Raw genomic sequence first — 23,229 nt, 5'->3', positions numbered from 1 at the left:
AAATCTTTGGGAGGAAGAGCGTTGATACACAAATATACTTTAAATGGATACCACATACTGCTGGACGTCAATTCCGGTTCCGTATTTGAGATAGATCCTATCACCGACGATTTATTGGAATACTATCCCAACTGGGAAGAGGCCATATCGTCGTTGCAAGACAAGTACCCGGTAGAGGAAATGAAAGAAAGCTGGAAAGAGCTGGAGTTTTTGGAGGAACAGGGACTCTTGAACTCTCCGGAGATCGTACTGGAAGATAAGGTCACGACGGATCATCCCATCAAGGCCATGTGCCTTCACGTTTCCCATGACTGCAACATGCGCTGTGCCTATTGCTTTGCCTCCGAGGGAAGCTTCCACGGAGAAAAAGTCCTCATGGAACTGGAAACCGGGAAAAAGGCTTTTGATTTTCTCATTGAAAATAGTGGAAACCGACGACATCTGGAAGTGGATTTTTTCGGGGGAGAACCCCTGATGAATCTGGATGTGGTCAAAGCCCTGGTGGAGTACGGTAGAAGCAAGGAAGAAGAATTTGGCAAAGAATTCCGCTTTACCATGACCACCAATGCCTTGTTGCTCAATGAAGAGAACATGGCATATCTGAACGAGAACATGTCCAATATCGTATTGAGTCTCGATGGCCGCAAGGAGACCAACGACCGGATGCGAAAGACGGTCAACATGGACGGGACCTACCAATACATCATCGACAAGATCAAGCGGATGACCGAGATCCGGGGAGACAAGGACCATTATGTTCGAGGTACTTTTACCCGAAACAACATGGATTTTTCCAAGGACGTCCTGGACCTGGCAGACCAGGGATTCAAAAGTATCTCTGTGGAACCGGTGGTGGCATCGCCGGAGGAACCCTACGCGCTTCGGGAAGAGGATGTAGAATTGTTGCTTCAGGAATATGAAGATCTGGCGGCAGCTTATCTGAAAAGCAGGGAAGAAGGAAAGGATTTTCAGTTTTTCCACTTCAACATCGATCTGGCGGGAGGACCCTGTGCCTACAAGCGGGTCTCCGGGTGCGGAGCCGGTACGGACTATATCTCCATCACCCCTACAGGGCAGATCTACCCCTGCCATCAGTTTGTCGGGTTGGAAGAGTTCATACTGGGGGATCTGGAACAGGGTATCGTGGCGGAAACGATCCGCAAGGATTTTGAAAAAGTAAATCTGGCGGACAAGCCGGCCTGCAAGGATTGCTGGGCCAAGTATTATTGCGGCGGGGGATGCTTTGCCAATGCCTATAACTTCAACAAGGATATTGCCGTTCCGTATGAACTGGGGTGCATTTTGGAGAAAAAAAGAGTGGAATGCGCCATTATGATCAAAATTGCGCTCCAGGACCGTAATTGAACGAGATAAAATTGACGAAAAAAGTCAAAGCCGATATAATAAATCTGTTGTTTACGACATAAGGAGGGTTTGTATGAAAGGGAAAAACAGGATCAAATTGACCGTGTTGATCCTCATCGTCGCATTTGTGGGATGGGTTCTGGTCAATGGACTTTCATTAGGGAATTATAAAGTAATACCGGTAAAGGATGCCCTCAACTACGGGTTGGATCTCACTGGTGGAGTATATGTAGTATTGGAAGCACAGGAGACGGAGGGAGACCCGGTCACCGATGAAAAAATCAATCGTGCCATCGCCACCATCCGGCAACGGATCGACGCCCTTGGTGTGAGCGAACCGGTCATCGCCCGACAGGGAGACGACCGGATCCGGATCAGTATACCGGATATTCAGGATCAGCAGGAAGCACTGGAGTTGATCGGAAAAACGGCCCAGCTGGAATTCATCACGCCGGATGAAGAAGTAGTGATCACCGGTGCGCATGTGGTGGAATCTAATGCGGTGTATCAAAATAATTCCATGGGTGTGCAGCAGGCAGTGGTTTCCCTCAAGTTGAACGCAGAGGGAACGGAAGCTTTCGCAGAAGCCACCCAAGAGTTTTTGAATCAAGTCATTGAGATCAAGCTGGATGGGGAAGTTATCTCTTCTCCTGTAGTTGGCGCCGTCATCTCCAACGGAGAAGCGGTCATTGAAGGAATGGGCAGCATCGAAGAAGCCGGAAATCTGGCCATGCTGATCAAGGCAGGTGCCTTGCCGGTGGCCCTGGATCCTGTGGAGATCCGAACCATTGGACCGACACTGGGACAAGATTCCTTCTCCAAGAGCCTTTTGGGAGGATTGATCGGGATCGCCTTGGTCCTGGCATTCATGCTCCTGTATTATCGAGCTCCCGGATTTGTTGCCTGCATCGCCCTTTCCATCTATATATTGCTGTTCCTATTGAGCTCTGCGGCATTGGGCTATACCCTGACCCTGCCTGGGATCGCCGGGATCATTTTATCCATCGGCATGGCCGTGGATGCCAACGTCATCATCTTCGAGCGGGTCAAGGAAGAGTTGAAGCTTGGCAAGTCCTTGCTGGCTGCGGTAGACGCCGGTTTTAAACGGGGTTTTACCACCATCGTGGATGCCAATGTCACCACGCTGATCGCCGGAGTTGTTCTATTTGCCATGGGCAGTGGTTCCGTTCGAGGATTTGCAGTGACATTGATGCTTGGGATCGGCTGGAGCTTGTTTACTTCCATGTTCCTGACCAAGCGTATTTTGAAAACATTTATAAACGCATCGTTGATCAACAATAGAAAAATGTACGGGGCATAGGAGGAGACCATGATAAAAGTAAACATAACGAAGAACCACAACAAGTTTTTCATCCTGTCTGCCGCATTGATGGTCATCTGCGTGGTCGCACTGTTGTTTGGCGGGTTGAACCTTGGGATCGATTTTAAAGGTGGAACCATTGTTCAAGTCGATTTGAACCAGTCCTTTGAAACGGAAGACATACGGGAATTTTCAGATAAATTTGACGAGAGTGCGGATATCACCTATGCTGGCGAAGAGCGAAGCCAGATGATCTTGAGCACCAGCGTCGATTTGAGCGAAAGCCAGCGGGCCCAGTTTTTGGACGATCTGGCAGGCAAGTTCAACATTGACCAAAAGGAAGATCTACTCTCCATCGACAATGTCAGTGCTACCGTAGGTGGCGAATTGAAGCAGCAGTCTTTGCTGGCTGTCGTGGTCGCCATTTTGGCCATGTTGATCTACATTTCTTTCCGCTTTGAACCCTTGTTCGGATTGGCGGCAGTCATCGCCTTGATCCACGACGTGGTCATCGTGCTGGGTGTTTATGCCATACTGGGGATCCAGGTGAACACACCCTTCATTGCGGCGATCTTGACCATCCTGGGTTATTCCATCAACGATACCATCGTGGTGTTTGACCGGATCCGGGAGAATCGAAGCAAATACAAAAAATACGACTTTGAGAACCTGGTGGATGACAGCATCCACCAAACCCTGCGTCGTTCCATCAACACCACGCTGACAACGGTTATCGCCATCGGAGCCTTGTATGCCGTTGGGGTACAATCCATCAAGGATTTCACATTGCCCATGATCGTCGGTTTCCTCAGTGGAACCTATTCATCCATTTTTGTGGCCAGCAGCATTTGGTTTGTTTTGAAAAATCGAAAACGCCACCCGGCCAAAAGATAGTTCAAATATAAGGAGGTTTTATCCATGCAAGCAGGAGTGATCATTGCCATCATTTTCGCCATCATCGTCAGCATTTTTGCCTTACAAAATGCCCAACCGGTGGATATCAAGTTTTTGACCATGGAAGGGGAAGCGTCTCTCGCCCTGGTCATCCTTCTGTCGGTGGCATTGGGTGCCGCCATCATGGCCATGCTCAACCTGTACAGCAAGTTTAAGGCAGGCAAGAACTTGAAGAAAGTATCCAAGGAAAAAGAAGCCTTGGAAGGCGAAAAAAGAGAGCTGGAAGGACGACTGGGAACACTGGAGCAGGAAAAAGCCGCTTTGGAAGAGCGATTGGCTATAAAAGAGGAGCAGTTGACCCAGACGGATGATTCTTCGTCAACGGAACCGCCACAGGAAGAAGCAACGGGGCAACCGGAGTTTGGAACGGATATGAACACCCCACAATATTGACACCAAAAAGAGATAAAGATTCCTTTATCTCTTTTTTTCAAGGAGGAACGGACCATGAAGAAATGGACCTTAAAAAATAAGAAAACAGATATCGATGCTTTATCAAGGACCCTGGGATATTCCAAACCCTTTTGCAATCTCTTGGTGAACCGAGGATTTTATGAGATCGACCAGATCCGTTCTTTCCTTCATCCTCATGCCAAGGCCCTTCATCCTCCCCAGCAGATGAAGGGGTTGGATGATGCAGTGGCTGAGATCATGGACCGGATCGATGAAGAGACGAAGATCCGGGTCATCGGCGATTACGACGTGGACGGCGTATGCTCCACCTATCTGTTGGTAGAGGGCTTACGGGCTTGCGGCGGGTCGGTGGACCATGCCATCCCGGACCGGGTCAGCGATGGCTACGGCATCAATCCGGACATGGTGGAGCGTTGTGCGAAGGACGGGATCGGACTCATTATCACCTGTGACAATGGCATCAGCGCCCACGAAGCCATCGCCCATGCCAGGGAGAAGGGGATCCGCACCATCATTACCGATCATCACCAGGTGGAAATGAAGGATGGGGCCATGGTCCTGCCGCCGGCAGACCATATCGTCGATCCTAAGCAGTTGGACTGTGCCTATCCCTTCAAGGGACTTTGTGGAGCCGGCGTAGCCTACAAGTTGGTGAGCCACCTGTTCGAGACCGTGGGACTGGACGTGAATGAACGACTGGACTTCCTTCCTGTCACAGCACTGGCCACGGTGTGCGACGTGGTGGACCTGATCGATGAAAATCGATATCTGGTCCAAGCAGGATTGGAAAAAATGCTGAAATGCGATAATCCAGGCCTCTTGGCCTTGATGGAAGCCAATGGACTGGGCGGGAAACAGCCAACCAGCTACAATCTCGGTTTCACCATCGGACCATGTTTGAATGCCGCCGGGCGATTGACCCATGCCCGTTCCGCCCTTGCCCTTCTTTTTGAAAAGGATCCCCAAACGGCAAGGAAGCTGGCTGAAGAACTGGTGGCATTGAACGAAGAGCGAAAAGATCAGACCAGGGAAGGGGTCGCCCAGGTGTTGGAGATCGTGGAAGAACGCCATCGGGAGGACCGGGTCCTGGTCATCCACGCTCCAAACATCCATGAAAGCATTGCCGGCATTGTTGCAGGAAGGGTACGGGAAGAAAAATACCGCCCTACGGTGGTCCTTACCGACGGAGAAACCAGTGCAAAAGGTTCCGGACGCTCCATTGACGGCTACGATATGTTTCAAGCCTTTTCCCAATATCGGGAGCTCTATCTTGGATTTGGAGGACATCCCATGGCAGTGGGATTGAGCCTGGAAGTGGAAAACATCGAGATCCTGCGAAGGGGGCTCAACGAGACATTTCCATTATCCGATGAAGCCTTGATCCCGGAACTGTCCCTGGATCTGTATCTGCCCATTCGTTTTGCCCAGGAGCAGTTTGTAGAGGAAGTTGCGTTGATGGAACCTTATGGGAAAGCCAATCCCGCACCGATCTTTGCAGACAAGGGTGTCCTTTTCACGGGAGGCCGGATCGTCGGAAAAAACGAAAACGTCCTGCTGTTGCAGATCCGGGACAAAAAAGGAGCTGTCTACAAGGGTGTCATGTTCCAGTACGACGGGCAATTTGACGCCTACATGGACGGCAAGTTTGGTCCCGGAGCCATGAAGGCACTTCTGGGTCCTAAGGAAGTCGCCTACTCCATGGACATTGCCTATCAGCCCCAAATCAACGAATACCAAAATCAACGGTCCATCCAGCTGATCCTGAAAGATTACCGCTAAAATGGTATTCAACAAATCCAATTAATGATAGAATATAGTATAAGCGTAAAGGAGCGGTAATCATGAATTTAAAAGACACCATTCGAGTCATACCGGATTTTCCGGAAGAAGGAATCAGCTTCAAAGACATTACGACATTGTTAAAGGATAAAGATGCTTTAAAGGATGCCATCGACCAGTTTACCGAGCTGGCCAAAGATTTGAAGATCGACTTGGTGGTCGGCCCGGAAGCCCGCGGCTTCATTTTTGGAACGGCACTGGCCTACAACATACATGCAGGGTTTGTACCCATTCGAAAGCCGGGAAAGCTTCCCCATAAAAAGATCAGTCAGGAATACGTTTTGGAATACGGGAAAGATTCCCTGGAGATCCACGAAGATTCCATCACACCGGGGCAGCGCATACTGATCATTGATGATCTGCTGGCAACAGGAGGGACCCTGTTATCTACTGCCAGGCTCATAGAGCAGCTGCAAGGAGAAGTGGTGTCCATCATGACCCTCATCGAATTGACGGACCTGAAGGGCAGAGACAAGCTGGAAAAGTACGACGTTCATTCGTTGGTATCCTATCCTTACTAAAAAGCAGCTTTGCTGCTTTCTTTAAATGGAGCGAGATTCGCTCCGGTTCTTAAGACAGGTGATGTAGATGAACAACAAATTGATTGCAAAAGTGCTTGAATACAATAAAGATGCGGATGTGAGCATCCTTCAAAAGGCCTATGATCTGGCGGTGAATGCCCACCAGGGGCAAAAACGGGTCTCCGGAGATGATTATATCATCCACCCATTGGAGGTGGCCATGATCTTGGCCGAACTCCAATTGGACGTGCCCACCATTGCAGCAGCCATACTCCACGATGTGGTGGAAGATACGCAGTATTCTTACGAGGATATGCAGCGGGAGTTCGGCGATGAGATCGCCGAGCTGGTGGATGGCGTCACCAAGATCAGCAAGCTGGAATTTAAAAGCAAGGAAGAACAGCAGGCGGAAAGCCTTCGAAAGATGATCATCGCCATGGCCAAGGACATACGGGTCATCATGATCAAACTTGCAGACAGGCTCCACAATATGCGGACCTTGAAATACATGCCGGAAGACAAGCAGAAGGCCAAAGCCCAGGAAACGCTGGACATATACAGCCCCATCGCCCACCGGCTGGGGATCTCCAAGATCAAGTGGGAGTTGGAGGATATTTCTCTACGCTATCTGGATGAAAAAGGGTATTACGACCTGGTCAGCAAAGTGGCGCAAAAGAGGGAAGTGCGGGAAGCCTACATCCAAAACGTCATCGAGATCCTGAAGGAAAAACTGGAAGAAGTGGGCATCGAAGCAGATATCCAGGGCCGACCCAAGCATTTTTACAGCATCTATCGAAAGATGTATGTTCAAAACCGGAACTTCGAAGAAATATATGATCTGATCGCTGTTCGGATCATCGTCAACAACATCAAGGACTGCTACGGTGTCTTGGGAGTGGCCCACACCATGTGGAAACCAATACCTGGGCGGTTCAAGGATTATATCGCCATGCCCAAGCCCAATATGTACCAATCCCTTCATACGACGGTCATTGGACCCAAAGGGGACCCTTTTGAGATCCAGATCCGGACGTGGGAAATGCATCGTACAGCGGAATTTGGGATCGCTGCACACTGGAAATACAAGGAAGGCATCGAGGAAAGCGACAACTTTGAAGAAAAATTGGTCTGGCTGCGTCAAATCATGGAATGGCAGCGGGAGCTGCAGGATGCCAGCGAGTTTATGGAAACACTGAAAGTGGATCTTTTTACGGACGAAGTATTCGTCTTTACGCCAAAAGGCGATGTGATCCAGCTGCCAAAGGGATCCTGCCCTTTGGATTTTGCCTATCGGGTCCACTCCGATGTTGGCAACAAGTGCATCGGCGCCAAGATCAACGGGAAGATCGTTCCACTGAACTATACCCTGCAAAACGGGGATATCGTAGAGGTGTTGACCAGCGCCCATTCCAATGGACCCAGCAGGGACTGGCTGAAGATCGTCAAGAGCAGCCATGCCCGCAACAAGATCAAGCAGTATTTCAAAAAAGACAAAAAGGAAGAAAATGTCCAAAAAGGCCGGGACATGCTGGAAAAAGAAGTCAAAAGACAGGGACTTCAGCAGGCCAACATCCTCAAACAAACCTATTTGGAATTCGTGGCCAAGAAATCCAACTACAATTCGGTGGAGGATCTTTATTCTGCCATCGGATACGGAGGGATCAAGCCCAATTTCATTCTGCAGAAAATAAAAAATCAGTTCAAAAGCGAACTGAACCTGGTGGACGATCAGGCCATTCTGGATGAATTTTCCGGAGAAGCAAAACAACAAAAGCCGGTCATCGGTCAGGACAAGCTGGAAAAGGCGGTAAAAGTTTCCGGCTTCAAAAACATGGCCGTCCGCTTTTCCAAATGCTGCAATCCGGTGCCGGGAGACAAGATCATCGGATACATCACCAGGGGCAGGGGCGTCAGCGTCCATCGGGCGGATTGCGCCAACATACGAAATGCCGACGATGTCGGGCGATTGATCGATGTGGAATGGGTCAAGTATACGGTGGCAAATTTTACGTCGGAGATCCACATCAAGGCCAAAGATACCAAAGGGCTGCTGACCAAGGTGACCACTGTTATTTCGGATCAGAACATCAGCATCGTGTCCCTCAATGTTCGGACGGACCAGGATTATGCCTACTTCACCATCTCTTTTGAAGTAAAAAGCACCAGGGAATTGAACATGGTCATCAAAAAATTGCACAAGATCCCGGAGATCGAAAACATTTACCGGGCTTGACGAAGGAGAAGACATGAGAGCAGTGATCCAACGGGTGAAGGAAGCTTCCGTCACCGTAGACGACCAGGTCGTCGGCCGTTGCGAGAGAGGATTGTTGGTATTGTTGGGAGTGAAAACGTCCGACGACACCAAAGACGGCATCTATATTGCAGACAAGATCGCGAATTTACGGATCTTTGAAGACGGGGATGGAAAGATGAACCTTTCCGTGACAGACATTGGAGGAAGCCTTCTGGTCGTCTCTCAGTTCACCCTGTATGGGGATTGTCGAAAAGGACGACGGCCCGGATTCTCCGATGCAGCATCGCCGGAGATGGCCAATACCCTGTACCGGGAAGTGGTGGAGCGACTCAAAGAGTTTGGACTGCCCGTTGGAGAAGGGGTCTTTCAAGCCCATATGGAGGTGTCCCTGGTCAACGACGGTCCGGTGACCATGTTGCTGGACAGCGAAAAAAATTTCTAAGAGGTGATGCTCATGATCATCAAGAAGACGATCAATCCGTTTACGACAAACAGCTATATTTTGATACAGGATGGCCACGGCGTTTTAGTGGATCCTGTGGGAGATCCAGAAGAATTTGCAAAAACATTAGAGGAAAACCAGGCGAAATGCCTCGGCATCGTCTATACCCACGGCCATTACGACCATATTGCATCGGCCTATGCTTTTTACCAACAATTCCAGGTGCCGCTGCAGATCCATAGCGCAGACCGGGAGATGTTCTACTTTCCGGAAAAGAATCTTTCCATGTATTTCAGTAGAAATTTCTCGCTGGAAGAAGGCATTCCCGTAATAACTTTTGAAGACCTTGAAGTATTGACTTTTGGAGGCATTCTATTGCAGGTCTATCATACGCCGGGCCACACGCCAGGTTCCGTCTGTTTGCAATGGGAATCGGACTTGTTTACCGGAGATACCATTTTTGAAGGTTCCATCGGACGCACCGACTTTCCAGGCAGTGATCCAAAAATCATGCAATCCTCCCTGCAAAAGTTGAAAGCCATGGATCCCGGACTGGCCATTCATCCCGGCCACGGAGATTCCAGTACCATCGAAGAGGAGCTTCTTGAGAATCCTTATATGAGGTAGATCCATGGAAAAAACGATCACACTTAAAATCGAAGGAAGCATTCGATCAAACGACATGAGGGAATTGCTCATGGCGTTTTTTCCATATGAGAATTTGCAAGTGAGTGAAAGCAAGGAAGAAGAATGGGGCCATTTGGAGGTAGAAGAGTCGGCAGGCAAAATAAGGGCTGTGTTTCAGGACGGTACTGGAAACAAGTTTCAAAGTGAAGAAAGGATGGATCCGGGGTCGAATCTGCGCCAAACCGCAAAAAAGCAGGTATATGACTTGCTGGTAAGAGCGACGGATAGAAAATTGAAGTGGGGGACCATGACAGGGATCCGACCGGTACGGATCGCCCATGAGGCTTTGTTGAAAAAAACGGACCTGGATGATATAAGGAGTCGATTGAAAAACGATTATCGATTATCAGAGGAAGCCATCGCTCCCATGCTACATATAGCCAGACTGGAACTGGAACGGCTCTATCCACTGGATAGACACAAGGCCCAGGTCTACATCAATATTCCCTTTTGTCCCAGTCGCTGCAGCTATTGTTCCTTCATCACCCAGGAAGCAGGGACCGACAGGGAACTGCTGGATGATTATCTGAAAGCCCTGGTGGAAGAAATAAGGATCTTAGGGACCTATCTGCAGGAAACCACCTGGGAAGTGGAATCCATATATGTAGGTGGAGGAACACCTACGGTCTTGGAGCCGAACCAGCTGGAACTTTTGCTGGGATCCGTTGAACAATACCTGCCTATGAAATATTTAACAGAATATACCCTGGAGGGTGGTCGGCCGGATACCATCACCGAAGAGAAACTTCGAGTGCTTCGCAAGTACAAGGTGGACCGGATCTCTGTCAACCCCCAGTCCATGCAAGCGGAAACACTGGACAGGTTGGGTCGGGGACACAGCGTGGAGGATTTTTATCACGCATACGGTCTGGTCCGTGATGCCGGTTTTTCCAGCGTCAATTGCGATCTGATCCTGGGTTTGGAAGAAGAAAGGGCGGAAGAAATGATCAAAAGCGCCCGGTCTCTTTTGATGCTGGAACCGGAAAACATCACCATCCATAGCCTGTTTTTAAAAAGATCCTCTGCGTTGGCGGCAAAAAAAGAGGATCAGACAGATGGATGGGACAAACAGGGCCAGGAAGCCGCATTGGCGGCCAAGACCATCTATCAACTGTTTGAAGAAAAGGGGTATGAGCCTTATTATCTCTACCGTCAGAAATATTGCGTCAACAATGGGGAAAACATCGGTTTTGCCAAAAGGGGAAAAGAATGTTTCTACAACATGGCCATCATGTCGGACAAGCGTACGGTCATCGGGTTGGGAGCCGGTTCTACGGGAAAAGTATACGATCCAAAAACGGATGGGTATGAGCGCATGGAAACGGTGAAAAACGTTACTCTTTATGTGAAACAGGTTTTGGATGAAGGCGATCGGAAGGTGAAACAACTGAGGCTCTTGGATTGAATGGAACAATTTAGAACGACTTTCGGTTGACACTTTCGGGATATATAATTATAATAATAAACAATTGTATACAAGGGCTATGAAAAAGGGAGTACAATGTCTAAGACGACCAGGGAGAAGATGCCGCGACTGGAAGCATCTTTACGAAACATTCATTGGAAGAACGCTTTGGAGCTTGTGCGCAGTAGCGCGTTATGAAATAAGTGGGTCGCATTTTGACCAAACAGGGTGGCACCACGGGCTGAAGGCTCGTCCCTGACGATCATCGTCAGGGGCGAGCCTTTGGTCCGTTATAAGAGCAAACGAGGAGGATACAATGAAAACTTATTACAGAACGATCATGTGTGGAAAAATTACCGAGGAGCAGGTGGGCGACACCGTAAAGCTTAGCGGATGGGTACAAAATCGACGGGACTTGGGAGGCGTTGTATTTATCGACCTTCGGGACCGAACGGGGATCGTCCAGCTGGTATTCAACAGCGAAACGGATAAAAATGCATTTTTGGTGGCAGACCGTTTGCGAAGCGAATATGTGGTCCAAGTGGAAGGCGTGGTAGTAGAACGGGATCCGGACAACGTCAACGATAATATCACTACAGGAACGCTGGAAGTCTTGTGCAACAAAGTGGAAGTATTGGATCAGGCCCAGACCCCACCCATATACATCGACGACAATGACACGTCCAAGGAAAGCGTTCGATTGAAATACAGATATCTGGATCTTCGTAAGAGCCGCATGCACCAGAACATGAAAGTGCGTCATCAGGTATCCAAGTTCATTCGAAACTATTTGGATGATGAAGGATTCATGGAAGTGGAAACACCGTTTTTGACCAAACCCACACCGGAAGGAGCGCGAAGCTTCCTGGTGCCCAGCCGGGTACAAAAAGGCAACTTCTTTGCATTGCCCCAATCTCCACAGCTATTCAAGCAGATCTTGATGGTGGCCGGATTTGACAGATATTATCAGATCGTCAAATGTTTTCGGGACGAGGACCTTCGGCAAGACCGTCAGCCGGAGTTCACCCAAGTGGATATCGAATTGTCCTTTGTGGACGAAAATGACGTGATGGCCATCAATGAAGGAATGATCGCATCCTTGTTCAAGGAAATGCTGGATGTGGATGTGGAACTGCCCATGCGTCGAATGACCTATCTGGATGCCATGAACCGTTTTGGCAGTGACAAGCCGGATCTTCGTTTCGGTTTGGAACTGATGGATATCAAGGATGCTTTGCAGGACACGGGATTTAAAGTATTTGCCGATGCCATTGCCAAGGGTGGGGACGTTCGGGCCATCAACGCAAAAGGGTGTGGTGATGCCTTCAGCCGACGGGAGATCGATGCCTTGGTAGAATACGTAAAGATCTACCGTGCCAAGGGACTTGCCTGGATCCGTGTCACGGAAGAGGAAGTAAAGTCACCTATCGAAAAGTTTTTAACAGAAACAGAAATCAATGATATACTGGTAAAAACAGACGCACAACCGGGAGACCTGGTGCTCATCGTGGCAGACAAACAGGATGTGGTCTGGGACTCTCTTGGTGCCCTTCGTTTGGAGATCGCCCGAAAAATGGAGTTGGATCTTTCCGGCAAGTATGAGTTCGCATGGATCACCGATTTTCCCTTGTTGGAATACGACGAAGAGGAAAAACGGTATGTGGCAAAGCACCATCCTTTCACCAGTCCGAAGCCGGAGGACATCGACCTTATGGACACGGATCCTTTGAAAGTCCGTGCCAGAGCCTATGACATGGTATTGAACGGTGCGGAGATCGGTGGCGGAAGCATTCGGATCCACAACAAGGATCTGCAGCAAAAACTCTTTGAGACCCTTGGTTTTAGTGAAGAGCGAGCTTCCGAAAATTTTGGATTCCTGTTGGAAGCCTTCCAATATGGCACGCCACCCCACGGCGGCATTGCCTTTGGACTGGATCGTTTGGTCATGCAGATCCTCCACACGGAAAACATTCGGGACGTCATTGCTTTCCCGAAGACCCAAAATCACAGTTGTCCCATGACCAATGCACCGGATGAAGCCGAGATGGCCCGACTGGAAGAGTTGGGTTTGATTTTGAAAAAGATCTAAGGGGAGATGGAAGATGGAGGACCAAAAGAAGAATATTTTGGTTCGGTTGAACCGAATTGAGGGACAAATCCGAGGTATTCGAAAAATGATCGAAAGCGATGAGGATTGCAAGGCGGTCCTCACCCAACTGAGTGCTGTCAAATCTGCACTGGATTCTACATCTGCCATTGTGTTGGATACCCATGCCAAGGAGTGTTTGACCGGCATCATCACAAACAATGAAACCATGGATCTGGATGACCTGTTGGGATTGATGAAGAAATTCTTAAAGTGAGAACAGGAGAAAAAAATGAAGGAAGTAGGAATCGTCCGAAATCAAAATGGAAATAAGGCACAAGTTTCCATCCAGCGCCACGCAGCTTGCGGCGATTGTGGAGCCTGCCATGTAGGACGGGATAAAATGACCATGAATGCCTTTGCTGTCAACGCCATCGGAGCAAAAGAAGGCGAACTGGTGGAAGTGGAAATGCAGTTTACCAACGTCATGAAAGCAGCCATGATCGCTTATGGCATTCCGCTGGTGATGTTTTTCATAGGAGCCGTTGTCGGATTTTACATGCTCAATCCGATCCTTGGAGCCGGCGAGAGCCCCATGCCGGCATTTTTCGCAGGACTGGGATTGACCGCACTAAGTTACATGATCATCCGGGCCTTGGAAAAGAAAGGCGTTTTTACAAAAGGGTACGAACCCCATATCACAGCGATCCTTGACAAATGCGATTGAAAAAGACAGCCCTATATCAAGCAGGGCTGTCTTTTTTCCTGGAAAGTTAACATGGATTTAACAATTGTTTGTTATAATGAAATGAAGGTGCAGGGAGGTGCAGAGGTGACGAAGAAAATTGCCATCGTAGAAGATGAAACCAACATATTCGAACTGATCAAATTCAATCTGGAAAAACAGGGATACCAGGTGGCTGGAACACAGGACGGCGCCAAGGCAGTGGATCTGGTGCGTTCTGTGGATCCGGACCTGTTGATCCTGGATCTGATGCTGCCCAACAAGGACGGCTTGACCATATTGAAAGAATTGCGTAGTGATCCGCAATGGAAAGAGCTGCCGGTGGTGGTGCTCACTGCCAGGGATACGGAATTTGACAAGGTGTTGGGGTTCGATGTGGGAGCCGATGATTATTTGACGAAACCTTTCAGCATCAAGGAACTTTCTGCCAGAGTGAAGGCGATCCTGCGCCGGACCGACAAGACGGAAGATCCCATCCTGCGGATCGGGAATTTGGAATTGCATACGGAGGCATTCAAAGTGTTTCATCATGGAAAATTATTGAATCTGACCTTGAAAGAATATGAACTGCTGGCTTTTTTAGTGAAAAACAGGGGAAAAGTGGTCAGTCGAAACGACCTCCTGGATCATATTTGGGGATACGACTATATAGGAGAGACTCGAACGGTGGATGTTCACATTCGTCATTTGCGGCAAAAGCTGGGCGATGGGGAAAATGAAGAAAAATTCATTGAAACGGTCCGCGGCGTCGGCTACCGTTTTCAGGAATAGGGGGCAACATGATCAAAAAAATATTTCCTTCCGTTTTGCTGATCCTCACGGCCACTTTGTTGGTTATGGGGATTTTTACCTACCATAATACGAAAGGCCTGTATTACGATTTTGTTGAAGACGGTTTGAATCGGGCCCTGACGGCCATCGAGGGATCCATCCTCGATTCGGAGGATTTTTACGATCCTTCAGAGAACTTGATGATCCGCCACACCATGGAAAGCAGCGATTACCGGATCACCCTGATCGATGAAGAAGGCAGGGTGGTTTTTGATACGGACCGGGATGCGGAGACCATGCAAAATCACGCCGATCGACCGGAGATCCTGGATGCACTGTCGGGAAACCCGACCCGGTCGGTCCGATACAGTGAATCCATCGGTGCAGACATGATGTACAAGGCAGTGGCCATGGAACTGGACGACGGATCCACAGGGATCTTGCGGGTATCCATGAAACTCAGTCTGACAAGGGATATTTTGACCATGAGTCTTCGAGAACTGGCTGTGTATCTGTTTTTTGCCTTTGCAGCTGCAGCCTTGTTTTCCCGATATTTGATCGGATATATGCTCCGTCCCGTGAAGGATATCAGCTTTTTTGCAAAGAAGATCGCCGGGGGAGATTATGAAGAACGGATGAGCTGGTACGCCAATGATGAGATCGGAGATCTGGCCACCTCCCTCAATGACATGGCAGATCGATTGGAAGAGACCTTCCAGATGCTATCCAACCGAAATGTGGAGCTGGAAGTGATCTTGAAAAGTATTTTAGACGGGATCATCGCAGTGGACCCCACCTATCATATCAAGATCATCAACAACAGTGCTCTTCAATTGCTGGGCGTAGATCCAAACAGACACTGGGTCGGTAAAAACTTGAGGGAGATCCTGCCTAAGGATTCTTTGTTTCGGGAGATGGATGACGTTTACGCAAAAGATGGTGATGAGAGTGTTTATTACAAGGAAGTGAAGATCGGCGATAAGACGGTACGTGTCGCTTACGGCAAGATCAACGACAATGACCAAGTGAATGGATACATTCTGGTATTGCAGGACATCACGCAAATTCGCCGGTTGGAAAACATCCGAAAAGATTTTGTAGCCAATGTGTCCCACGAGTTGAAGACCCCAATAACCAGCATCAAGGGGTTTGTGGAAACCTTGCGGGAGGGAGTCGATGATGAGGCAACAAGGAATCATTTTTATGACATTATCGAGATGGAGACCCAACGGCTCATTGAACTGGTGGAAGACATTCTGACACTGTCCTTTCTGGAAAATGAGGAGTCAGGCAGGGAAGGTGTGGAAGATCGGATCCACCCCGGTGTGGTTTTACGGGAGATGATCCAAATGGCTTCGAAACTGGCCCGGGAAAAAGATATTCGGATCGAGTCCCAGATCCAGTCTGATCTTCCAGAAATACCATTTAAAGAAGAATACTTCCGGCAAATGTGTTTGAATTTGTTGGACAACGCTGTCAAATACAGCCCACCTGCAAGCAAGGTCTGGGTAACCTTAAAAAGAGAGGAAAAATATCTGAAACTGATTATTGCGGATCAGGGAATGGGAATACCCGAAGAAGCAAAAGAGCGGATCTTTGAACGTTTCTACCGGGTGGAGAAGGGTCGGGGCAGAAAAGAAGGCGGTACCGGCTTGGGATTGGCCATCGTCAAGCATATCGTCCAGTCCCAGGGTGCCACCATTACCGTGGACAGCGAGCCGGGAAAAGGATCTACATTTACTGTAACCATTGAAATCGTAAGGTATTGAAGAAAAAGCGAAGAATTTTTAGCAAAACATATAACTTGACCCCGTCCCGGTGAAATGATAAGATACTCTAAGAATTCGAAGGAACGTGGGAGACCAATGAAAGAGATACGCATCACGGCCATCGAGGCCGAAAGCATAGCAGAAGAGTTGGAAGTGGAAGCTGGAGATCAGTTGCTGACGATCAACGGCAAGGTTCCAAAAGATATCTTTGATTATTATTATCTGGTAAACGATGAGGAGCTTCTTTTGGAGATCCAAAAACCCTCCGGAGAAATTTGGGAACTGGAGATCGAAAAGGAGCTGGACGAATCCTTGGGCCTGGAATTTGAGGAAGGTCTTTTGGACGAACCAAAAAGTTGTTTCAACAAGTGCGTTTTTTGCTTTATCGATCAATTGCCAAAAGGAATGCGACCCAGCCTGTATTTCAAAGACGATGATACCAGGCTGTCTTTTATGCATGGAAATTATGTAACGCTGACCAACCTGAAAGAGGAAGAGATCCAGCGGATCATCGACTATCGGATCCAACCCATCAATATTTCCGTTCATTCCACGGACCCACAGTTGCGTCGGGAGCTGCTGAACAACAAAAATGCCGGGAAGATCATGGAATACATCGACCGTTTTGCCGATCACGGCATGTTGATGAACAGCCAGATCGTTTTGTGTCCCGATTTGAACGATAAGGTGAAACTGAGCCGGTCCCTGGAGGATCTGGCAGAGCGTTATCCATATATGGAAACTGTATCCGTCGTACCTGTAGGGATCACCAAATTCCGTCAAAATTTGGCGGCCATGCGGTTGTTTACACAAGAAGAAGCGGAAGAAACCATCCGTCGCATCCAAAAGATGCAGGAGCTGATGCTTCAAAAACATCAAACCCGTTTTGTGTTTGCCAGTGACGAATTTTATTTGACGGCCAACAGAGACTTGCCTCCAGCAGACCATTATGAAGGATTTCGACAACTTGAAAATGGAGTGGGAATGCTTCGTTTGTTTATGGAACAGGCCGAAGCGGCATTGGAAAGGTTGGATGGAACGGAAAAAGGACGGGCCGTATCCGTTGCCACCGGTAAATTGGCAAAGAACTCCATACAAGATCTGGTGGATCGCTTCAAACAGCGAATACCCTCAGCCGACGTTCAGGTCCATTGCATCGAAAATCGATTCTTTGGAGAGAAGATCACCGTAACGGGATTGCTGACCGGCAGAGACCTGGTGGAACAATTGAAAGAGGATGGACACCATCAAACCATACTCATACCCGAGAACATGTTGAAACACGATGAACCTCTTTTTCTGGATGACATGACCCTGGAAGAGGCAATGAAGGCCTTGGATGCTCAAGTGATACCGGTTTCTCTGGACGGGGATGCATTTGTCGCAAATTTGAAGTATTTGAAAAATTAGGAGGAACAAATGGTAAAGCCAATCGTAGCAGTAGTGGGAAGACCCAATGTGGGGAAATCCACTTTATTCAATAAAATAGCAGGTTCTCGAATTTCCATCGTGGAGGATACTCCTGGAGTGACAAGAGATCGTATCTACGCCGATTGCGAGTGGATCGGGAAACCGTTCACTTTGATCGACACTGGTGGGATTGAACCCCACTCCAACGATATTATTTTGGCCCAAATGCGAAGACAAGCACAGCTTGCCATCGATACGGCAGATGTCATCGTCTTCATCGTCGATGGCAGGGAAGGCATGACAGCAGCGGACCTGGACGTAGCCAATATGATCCGCAAATCCATGCGGCCCATTGTTTTGGTGGTCAACAAGGTAGAAAACAAGGAGATCGAAAACAACTTGTATGAGTTTTATAATTTGGGACTGGGCGATCCCATGCCCATTTCTGCAGAACAAGCCCTGGGTTTGGGAGACATGCTGGACCGGGTGGTGGAAAACTTCCCGAGAACAGCAGGGGACGGCGATGAAGACACCAGACTGAAAATTGCTGTTTTGGGAAAACCCAACGCAGGGAAATCTACCCTGGTCAATCGCTTGATTGGAGAAGAACGGGTGATCGTCAGCGATGTGCCGGGTACTACCAGAGATGCAATAGACACCCCTTTCCAATATTACGGGGAAGAATATGTACTGACGGATACAGCGGGACTTCGAAGAAAAAGCAAAGTCTACGACGACATTGAACGCTACAGCATCGTGCGAAGTGTGGCGGCAGTGGATCGATCCGATGTTTGTCTGATTCTGATCGATGCCAATGACGGCATCAGCGAACAAGACGCAAAGATCGCCGGGATCGCCCACAACCGGGGCAAGGCCAGTGTTATTGTGGTAAACAAGTGGGATGCTTACGAAGCGAAAAATCAGGGGAGTCAAAAGAAGTTTGAAAGCGATGTACGCTCCACCCTGTCGTTCATGGCCTATGCGCCCATCATATTCATTTCTGCAAAAACGGGACAGCGGCTCAATAAAGTCATGGAGACCATTCTTTTGGTGTCCAACGAATATGCCAAGCGGATCACTACCGGGACCCTCAACGAAGTGATCGGAGAGGCGGTCTTGATGAATCAACCACCCTCGGACAAGGGACGCCGTTTAAAAATCTACTATGCGACCCAGGGAGCTATCAAGCCCCCAACGTTTATTATCTTTGTCAACGACAAACGGCTGTTGCACTTTTCTTATGAACGATTTTTGGAAAACCAGATCCGTCAGGCATTTGGGTTCATTGGAACCCCCATTCACCTGATCATTCGGGAAAGAAAAGAGAAGGCATAGGAGGATCCAAATGAAGGTATGTGTTTTGGGAGCAGGCAGTTGGGGAACCGCCTTGGCTATTTTGATGGCAGGACAGGGAACCCAGGTGGCACTGTGGCATCGTCGGGAAGAGCTGGTACAGCAGCTGAAAGAAGATAGAGAAAACACCAAATATTTGCCGGGTGTGGAGTTGCCCTCCGGCATCCTTCCTACGAGTCAGTTGGATGAGGCTGTCAGAGACAGTGAAGTGATCATTTTGGCAGTGCCCAGTCACAGCATTCGCAATATTTGCGTTCAGATCAAGGATTTTGTTCATGCAGACCAATATGTCGTCAATGTGGCCAAGGGTCTGGAAGAGGGTACCCACCTTCGATTGAGCCAGGTCATCAACGATGAATTGCCGTACAACAACGTATTTGTTTTGACGGGACCAAGCCATGCGGAAGAAGTGGCCAAAGGATTGCCCACGACGGTCGTCATATCCGGGGAAGAACGGGAATCCTGCGAGTGTCTCCAGGACCTTTTCACCAGCCCCGCTTTTCGCGTCTACACCAATCCCGACATGATCGGTGTGGAGTTGGGCGGCGCGTTGAAAAATATCATCGCCTTGGGTGCTGGGATCAGTGATGGCTTGGGTTATGGAGACAACAGCAAGGCCGCTCTGATGACTCGGGGGATCGCCGAGATCAGCAGACTGGGTAAAATATTGGGCGCAAAAACGGAAACCTTTGCCGGCTTGGCCGGGATCGGAGACTTGATCGTGACCTGTACCAGCATGCACAGCAGAAACCGCAGGGCGGGTATTTTGTTGGGGGAAGGACAACGGCTGGATCAAGTATTGGATTCCATCGGCATGGTCGTGGAAGGTGTCCGGGCCACGAAGGTCGCCAGGGAACTCTCCGAAAAACACGGTGTGGAAATGCCCATCACCAATGGATTGTTCAAGATCTTGTTCGAAGATGCCGACCCGAAGGACGTGGTGACGGAGATCATGACCCGCAGCAACAAACATGAAATGGAAGAGATCAACTCGCTTTACTATTATGGCTGGAACTAGAGAGAACAGGGAGGTTTTCTCCCTGTCTCATTGTTTTTAATTCGGTACAATAGAAATTATACTTGAAATAGACGATGAAACTCTTTATAATGTAGTATATGTCTGGGTGTAGCGCAGTTTGGTAGCGCGCGTGAATGGGGTTCACGAGGCCGGAGGTTCGAATCCTCTCACTCAGACCATTTTTGTACAAAAAATCAGAAGACATCGGAAGTGATGGTGTGAGCAGTCGTAAAAGACAGAATGTAAAAAAACAGCGAAGGATGTTGGTATACCTGTTGGCTGTTGTTTTAGTGGTTTTGTCCTGGGTACGTCTGACGAGCAAACAGACCCTGGTCTTGGAAAACCAACGATATATAACAACATACGACACCCAAACATTCCTGCTCAAAAATGAACAGGTTTTTTATTTTGACAAAAACCCAGTGCTCGTCGTTTCAGACGGAGAGCGGGTCTCCAGACAGACGGAATTGTTTGAAAACGACGGTACGCTGCAAAATTTTTATCGGGACCAACGATCCCTTTTGGAGAAGATGACGGAAATACCCAAGAGAGAGGAACTTTTCCAGCTTCTTGTCGACAAGAAAGAAGAATTCAAGGATCTTTCCGATGAGGAAAACAAGGATCCCCTGATGGAGGAGATCATGGATCTGGTCTACCAGTTTTCCTATGCGGATCTGGATGAAGAAGCCTTGGAATCCCGGAAAGAAGAGATAAGGGATCTGTCAGTGGACCCCTACCAGGGGAAGACCTTGATCCGTTTGGGCGGGATCCATCCTGGATATTGGTCAAACCAGCTGGATGGATATGAATCCCTCCTTGCGCCGGGAAACATAGAAGCCTTAGTGGGTATGGATGCTCAAGATCTGGAAGAAACAGCAGGGATCATAAAAGATGATACAACAGGCATGAAAGTCATCGACGATGATACGGCATACATGATGATCACCATCCCGAAAGAATCGTTGCCGGAGGTAAAAAAACAAGTAGAGGAAAAAAGAAGGGGTTTGGAAGAGAACCTGGAAAATGACGATTTGCAGGAATATCTCTCCTATTTGAATCGACGAGTCGACGTATTGAACGGTATGCCCCAGGTCAGTTTTTTCCTGGAAGGAAAGGAGCGCACGGCCAGGGTCGTTGCGGTGCTGGATAGCGACGATGAAGCCCAGGACGTATTTGTGCTGCAGTTGAAAGAGTATTTGACCTACGATTTTTTGAAGAAAAGAAAACTGGACATTCAGTTGATCACTTATACGAACAACGGGTATGTATTGCCCGAAAAATCGCTGATCACCAAGGACGGAGTCACTTCCATAGTCGTGTTGAACAAGGGATATTTGCGCAAGAATCTGGAAGTGACGGTCACAAAGACCATGGATGATGAAGTTTTTTTAAGCCGAGGTGACAATGAATCGATCACGGAAGGCATGCAGCTGTTGATCAATCCCTAGGCGGAAGGAGGAATACCATGGAGCAAATAAAAAAAAATATCGACGAGATCAAGAATAAGCTGAAAGAGGACACCATTCTGGTGGCCGTGACCAAGTATCGTTCCATACCGGAGATCAAGGCCGTATACGAAGCCGGTATCTTGGATATGGGAGAAAATCGGGTCCAAGAGTTTCGGGAGAAGGAAGAACAGCTCCCCAAAGACATTCGTTGGCACATTATTGGACATCTCCAAAAAAATAAAGTGAAGTACGTTGTAGGAAAAGTGTTTCTGATCCATTCTGTTGATTCCCTGGGATTGGCCAAGGCCATCGACAGTCAGTCCAAGAAGCTGGACCTGGTCACGGATATCCTGATCCAGGTCAATGTGTCGGGTGAAGATGCAAAGCAGGGGATCGATCCAGATCAATTGGAAGGTCTGCTGTCCGACTTGTCCAAGCTCTCCAACATACGGATCAAAGGACTTATGACCATGGCACCCAATACAAAAAATATTCCTTTGCTTAAGGATATTTTTCATCAAACAAAAGCATTGTATGATAGAATGAAAAGTAATGAAGAAAGTTATCCCAATGTGACGATGGAATATCTATCCATGGGAATGACCAATGATTTTACCATTGCGGTTGAATGTGGGGCCAACATGGTACGTATCGGGTCTGGTGTTTTCAAAGAAGAGGAGGCATAATCATGGCAAAAGAAACCTGGGGCAAGGTAAAAATATTTTAGGGTTGGAGATCGAAGACGACCTGGATGAAGAATTTGATGATGAAGGATATGCCGTAGAGGAAGAAACAGAAACGACTTCCGGTTATGGGAAAAAAGCAAAGCAAGCGAAACCGACAGTACCTGTACGAAGCGGTTCCAAAGTATTGGTGGTGGAACCGGAGTTTTTCAACGATGCACCGGTCATATGCGACAATTTGAAAAGCAACAAAACCGTTGTCGTGAATCTGGAAAATGCAGATTATGAAGACGGGAGAAAAATTTTTGATTTTTTAAATGGCGCGGTCTATGCATTGGATGGCACGATTCAAAAAATCGGCGAGAATGTTTTCATCCTGGCCCCAAGCACCGTGGATGTCATCGCAGAAAATCTGGTAACAGATCACAGCAGGGAGTTTTTAGATTGGAACAACGAAAAATAGGAGCAGATAGATGACGGAGATTCTGCTTCGGATCGGAAGCATGTTTTTTCAGTTTCTCAGCGTCATGATCATCATGAATGTTTTGTTGCGTTTTATCAATCCTGAGGGGAAGGGGCCCTTTGCCGGATTTGTATTGAGCATGACGGAGCCTCTGCTGCAGCCGTTGCGACGTGTGTTGCGGGTCCGGTCTTTCGACCTATCGCCCTTTGCAATGATCCTGCTGATCGAGTACGTGGCCTTGCCGCTGTACAATTACGTGATATTGCGGTTGTTTGGATGAT

The 23,229-nt window shown here is 48.4% G+C and carries 22 protein-coding genes and 1 tRNA gene; all 23 read left to right on the top strand.

All coding sequences use genetic code 11. From position 1 onward, the window contains the following. The first annotated feature begins 21 nt into the window (after nucleotides 1-21). The 23 genes from scfB to J0B03_RS01315 all read left to right on the top strand — a co-directional run bounded on the left by scfB (nucleotide 22) and on the right by J0B03_RS01315 (nucleotide 23,228). Nucleotides 22-1,365: a thioether cross-link-forming SCIFF peptide maturase gene (gene scfB, locus J0B03_RS01425; RefSeq protein ID WP_207300120.1), complete on the top strand. Its 1,344-nt coding sequence runs from the start codon at nucleotides 22-24 to the stop codon at nucleotides 1,363-1,365. A 73-nt stretch (nucleotides 1,366-1,438) separates the two neighbouring features. Beyond that, nucleotides 1,439-2,686 (top strand): protein translocase subunit SecD, encoded by a 1,248-nt coding sequence (gene secD / locus J0B03_RS01420; protein ID WP_207300119.1) that lies wholly within the window; start codon nucleotides 1,439-1,441, stop codon nucleotides 2,684-2,686. Nucleotides 2,687-2,695: 9 nt separating this feature from the next. Further along, nucleotides 2,696-3,580: a protein translocase subunit SecF gene (secF, locus tag J0B03_RS01415; RefSeq protein WP_207300118.1), complete on the top strand. Its 885-nt coding sequence runs from the start codon at nucleotides 2,696-2,698 to the stop codon at nucleotides 3,578-3,580. A gap of 24 nt (nucleotides 3,581-3,604) precedes the next feature. Then, on the top strand, nucleotides 3,605-4,033 hold the full coding sequence (locus J0B03_RS01410) for a LapA family protein (RefSeq protein ID WP_207300117.1): 429 nt from the start codon (nucleotides 3,605-3,607) through the stop codon (nucleotides 4,031-4,033). A 54-nt stretch (nucleotides 4,034-4,087) separates the two neighbouring features. Then, nucleotides 4,088-5,833 carry a single-stranded-DNA-specific exonuclease RecJ gene (recJ, locus tag J0B03_RS01405; protein WP_207300116.1) on the top strand — a complete coding sequence of 582 codons (1,746 nt, stop codon included), beginning with the start codon at nucleotides 4,088-4,090 and terminating at the stop codon, nucleotides 5,831-5,833. A gap of 62 nt (nucleotides 5,834-5,895) precedes the next feature. Continuing rightward, the gene (locus J0B03_RS01400) at nucleotides 5,896-6,414 is read left to right on the top strand and encodes an adenine phosphoribosyltransferase (protein ID WP_207300115.1); all 519 of its coding nucleotides are present in this window, start codon (nucleotides 5,896-5,898) and stop codon (nucleotides 6,412-6,414) included. A 67-nt stretch (nucleotides 6,415-6,481) separates the two neighbouring features. Beyond that, complete coding sequence (locus J0B03_RS01395) at nucleotides 6,482-8,647, top strand: RelA/SpoT family protein (RefSeq protein WP_207300114.1); 2,166 nt, start codon at nucleotides 6,482-6,484, stop codon at nucleotides 8,645-8,647. A 13-nt stretch (nucleotides 8,648-8,660) separates the two neighbouring features. Then, nucleotides 8,661-9,110, top strand: a complete 450-nt coding sequence (gene dtd / locus J0B03_RS01390) for a D-aminoacyl-tRNA deacylase (protein WP_207300113.1) — start codon at nucleotides 8,661-8,663, stop codon at nucleotides 9,108-9,110. A gap of 12 nt (nucleotides 9,111-9,122) precedes the next feature. After that, entirely contained in the window at nucleotides 9,123-9,737 is a 615-nt protein-coding gene (locus J0B03_RS01385) for an MBL fold metallo-hydrolase (RefSeq protein ID WP_207300112.1), read from the top strand. Nucleotides 9,738-9,741: 4 nt separating this feature from the next. Continuing rightward, nucleotides 9,742-11,202: a coproporphyrinogen dehydrogenase HemZ gene (gene hemZ / locus J0B03_RS01380; protein ID WP_207300111.1), complete on the top strand. Its 1,461-nt coding sequence runs from the start codon at nucleotides 9,742-9,744 to the stop codon at nucleotides 11,200-11,202. Nucleotides 11,203-11,518: 316 nt separating this feature from the next. After that, the gene (gene aspS / locus J0B03_RS01375) at nucleotides 11,519-13,291 is read left to right on the top strand and encodes an aspartate--tRNA ligase (protein WP_246798153.1); all 1,773 of its coding nucleotides are present in this window, start codon (nucleotides 11,519-11,521) and stop codon (nucleotides 13,289-13,291) included. Between the two features lie 13 nt (nucleotides 13,292-13,304). Beyond that, nucleotides 13,305-13,565: a metal-sensitive transcriptional regulator gene (locus J0B03_RS01370; protein WP_207300110.1), complete on the top strand. Its 261-nt coding sequence runs from the start codon at nucleotides 13,305-13,307 to the stop codon at nucleotides 13,563-13,565. A gap of 15 nt (nucleotides 13,566-13,580) precedes the next feature. Next, entirely contained in the window at nucleotides 13,581-14,015 is a 435-nt protein-coding gene (locus tag J0B03_RS01365) for a SoxR reducing system RseC family protein (protein ID WP_207300109.1), read from the top strand. Nucleotides 14,016-14,120: 105 nt separating this feature from the next. Continuing rightward, a complete protein-coding gene (locus tag J0B03_RS01360; protein ID WP_309485110.1) occupies nucleotides 14,121-14,804 on the top strand; it encodes a winged helix-turn-helix domain-containing protein in 684 nt (227 codons plus the stop codon). Between the two features lie 8 nt (nucleotides 14,805-14,812). Next, nucleotides 14,813-16,573 (top strand): ATP-binding protein, encoded by a 1,761-nt coding sequence (locus J0B03_RS01355; RefSeq protein WP_207300108.1) that lies wholly within the window; start codon nucleotides 14,813-14,815, stop codon nucleotides 16,571-16,573. Nucleotides 16,574-16,669: 96 nt separating this feature from the next. Then, entirely contained in the window at nucleotides 16,670-17,983 is a 1,314-nt protein-coding gene (locus tag J0B03_RS01350; protein ID WP_207300107.1) for a DUF512 domain-containing protein, read from the top strand. 9 nt (nucleotides 17,984-17,992) lie between these two features. Next, on the top strand, nucleotides 17,993-19,318 hold the full coding sequence (gene der / locus J0B03_RS01345; RefSeq protein WP_207300106.1) for a ribosome biogenesis GTPase Der: 1,326 nt from the start codon (nucleotides 17,993-17,995) through the stop codon (nucleotides 19,316-19,318). 10 nt (nucleotides 19,319-19,328) lie between these two features. Continuing rightward, complete coding sequence (locus J0B03_RS01340; RefSeq protein WP_207300105.1) at nucleotides 19,329-20,354, top strand: NAD(P)H-dependent glycerol-3-phosphate dehydrogenase; 1,026 nt, start codon at nucleotides 19,329-19,331, stop codon at nucleotides 20,352-20,354. 102 nt (nucleotides 20,355-20,456) lie between these two features. After that, nucleotides 20,457-20,533, top strand: a tRNA-Pro gene (locus J0B03_RS01335). Between the two features lie 39 nt (nucleotides 20,534-20,572). After that, on the top strand, nucleotides 20,573-21,802 hold the full coding sequence (locus J0B03_RS01330) for a biotin/lipoyl attachment domain-containing protein (protein ID WP_207300104.1): 1,230 nt from the start codon (nucleotides 20,573-20,575) through the stop codon (nucleotides 21,800-21,802). A gap of 17 nt (nucleotides 21,803-21,819) precedes the next feature. Then, on the top strand, nucleotides 21,820-22,488 hold the full coding sequence (locus J0B03_RS01325) for a YggS family pyridoxal phosphate-dependent enzyme (protein ID WP_207300103.1): 669 nt from the start codon (nucleotides 21,820-21,822) through the stop codon (nucleotides 22,486-22,488). Continuing rightward, nucleotides 22,409-22,948: a cell division protein SepF gene (locus tag J0B03_RS01320; protein WP_207300102.1), complete on the top strand. Its 540-nt coding sequence runs from the start codon at nucleotides 22,409-22,411 to the stop codon at nucleotides 22,946-22,948. Before J0B03_RS01325 ends, J0B03_RS01320 begins: the two co-directional genes overlap by 80 nt. A gap of 10 nt (nucleotides 22,949-22,958) precedes the next feature. Then, entirely contained in the window at nucleotides 22,959-23,228 is a 270-nt protein-coding gene (locus tag J0B03_RS01315) for a YggT family protein (RefSeq protein ID WP_207300101.1), read from the top strand. The last annotated feature ends 1 nt before the right edge of the window (nucleotide 23,229 follow it).

The organism is Alkalibacter rhizosphaerae, assembly GCF_017352215.1.
GTDB classification, from domain to species: domain Bacteria; phylum Bacillota; class Clostridia; order Eubacteriales; family Alkalibacteraceae; genus Alkalibacter; species Alkalibacter rhizosphaerae.
The sequence above is the reverse complement of the archived record's forward strand: the minus strand, read 5'-3'. Positions and strand labels throughout refer to the sequence as shown.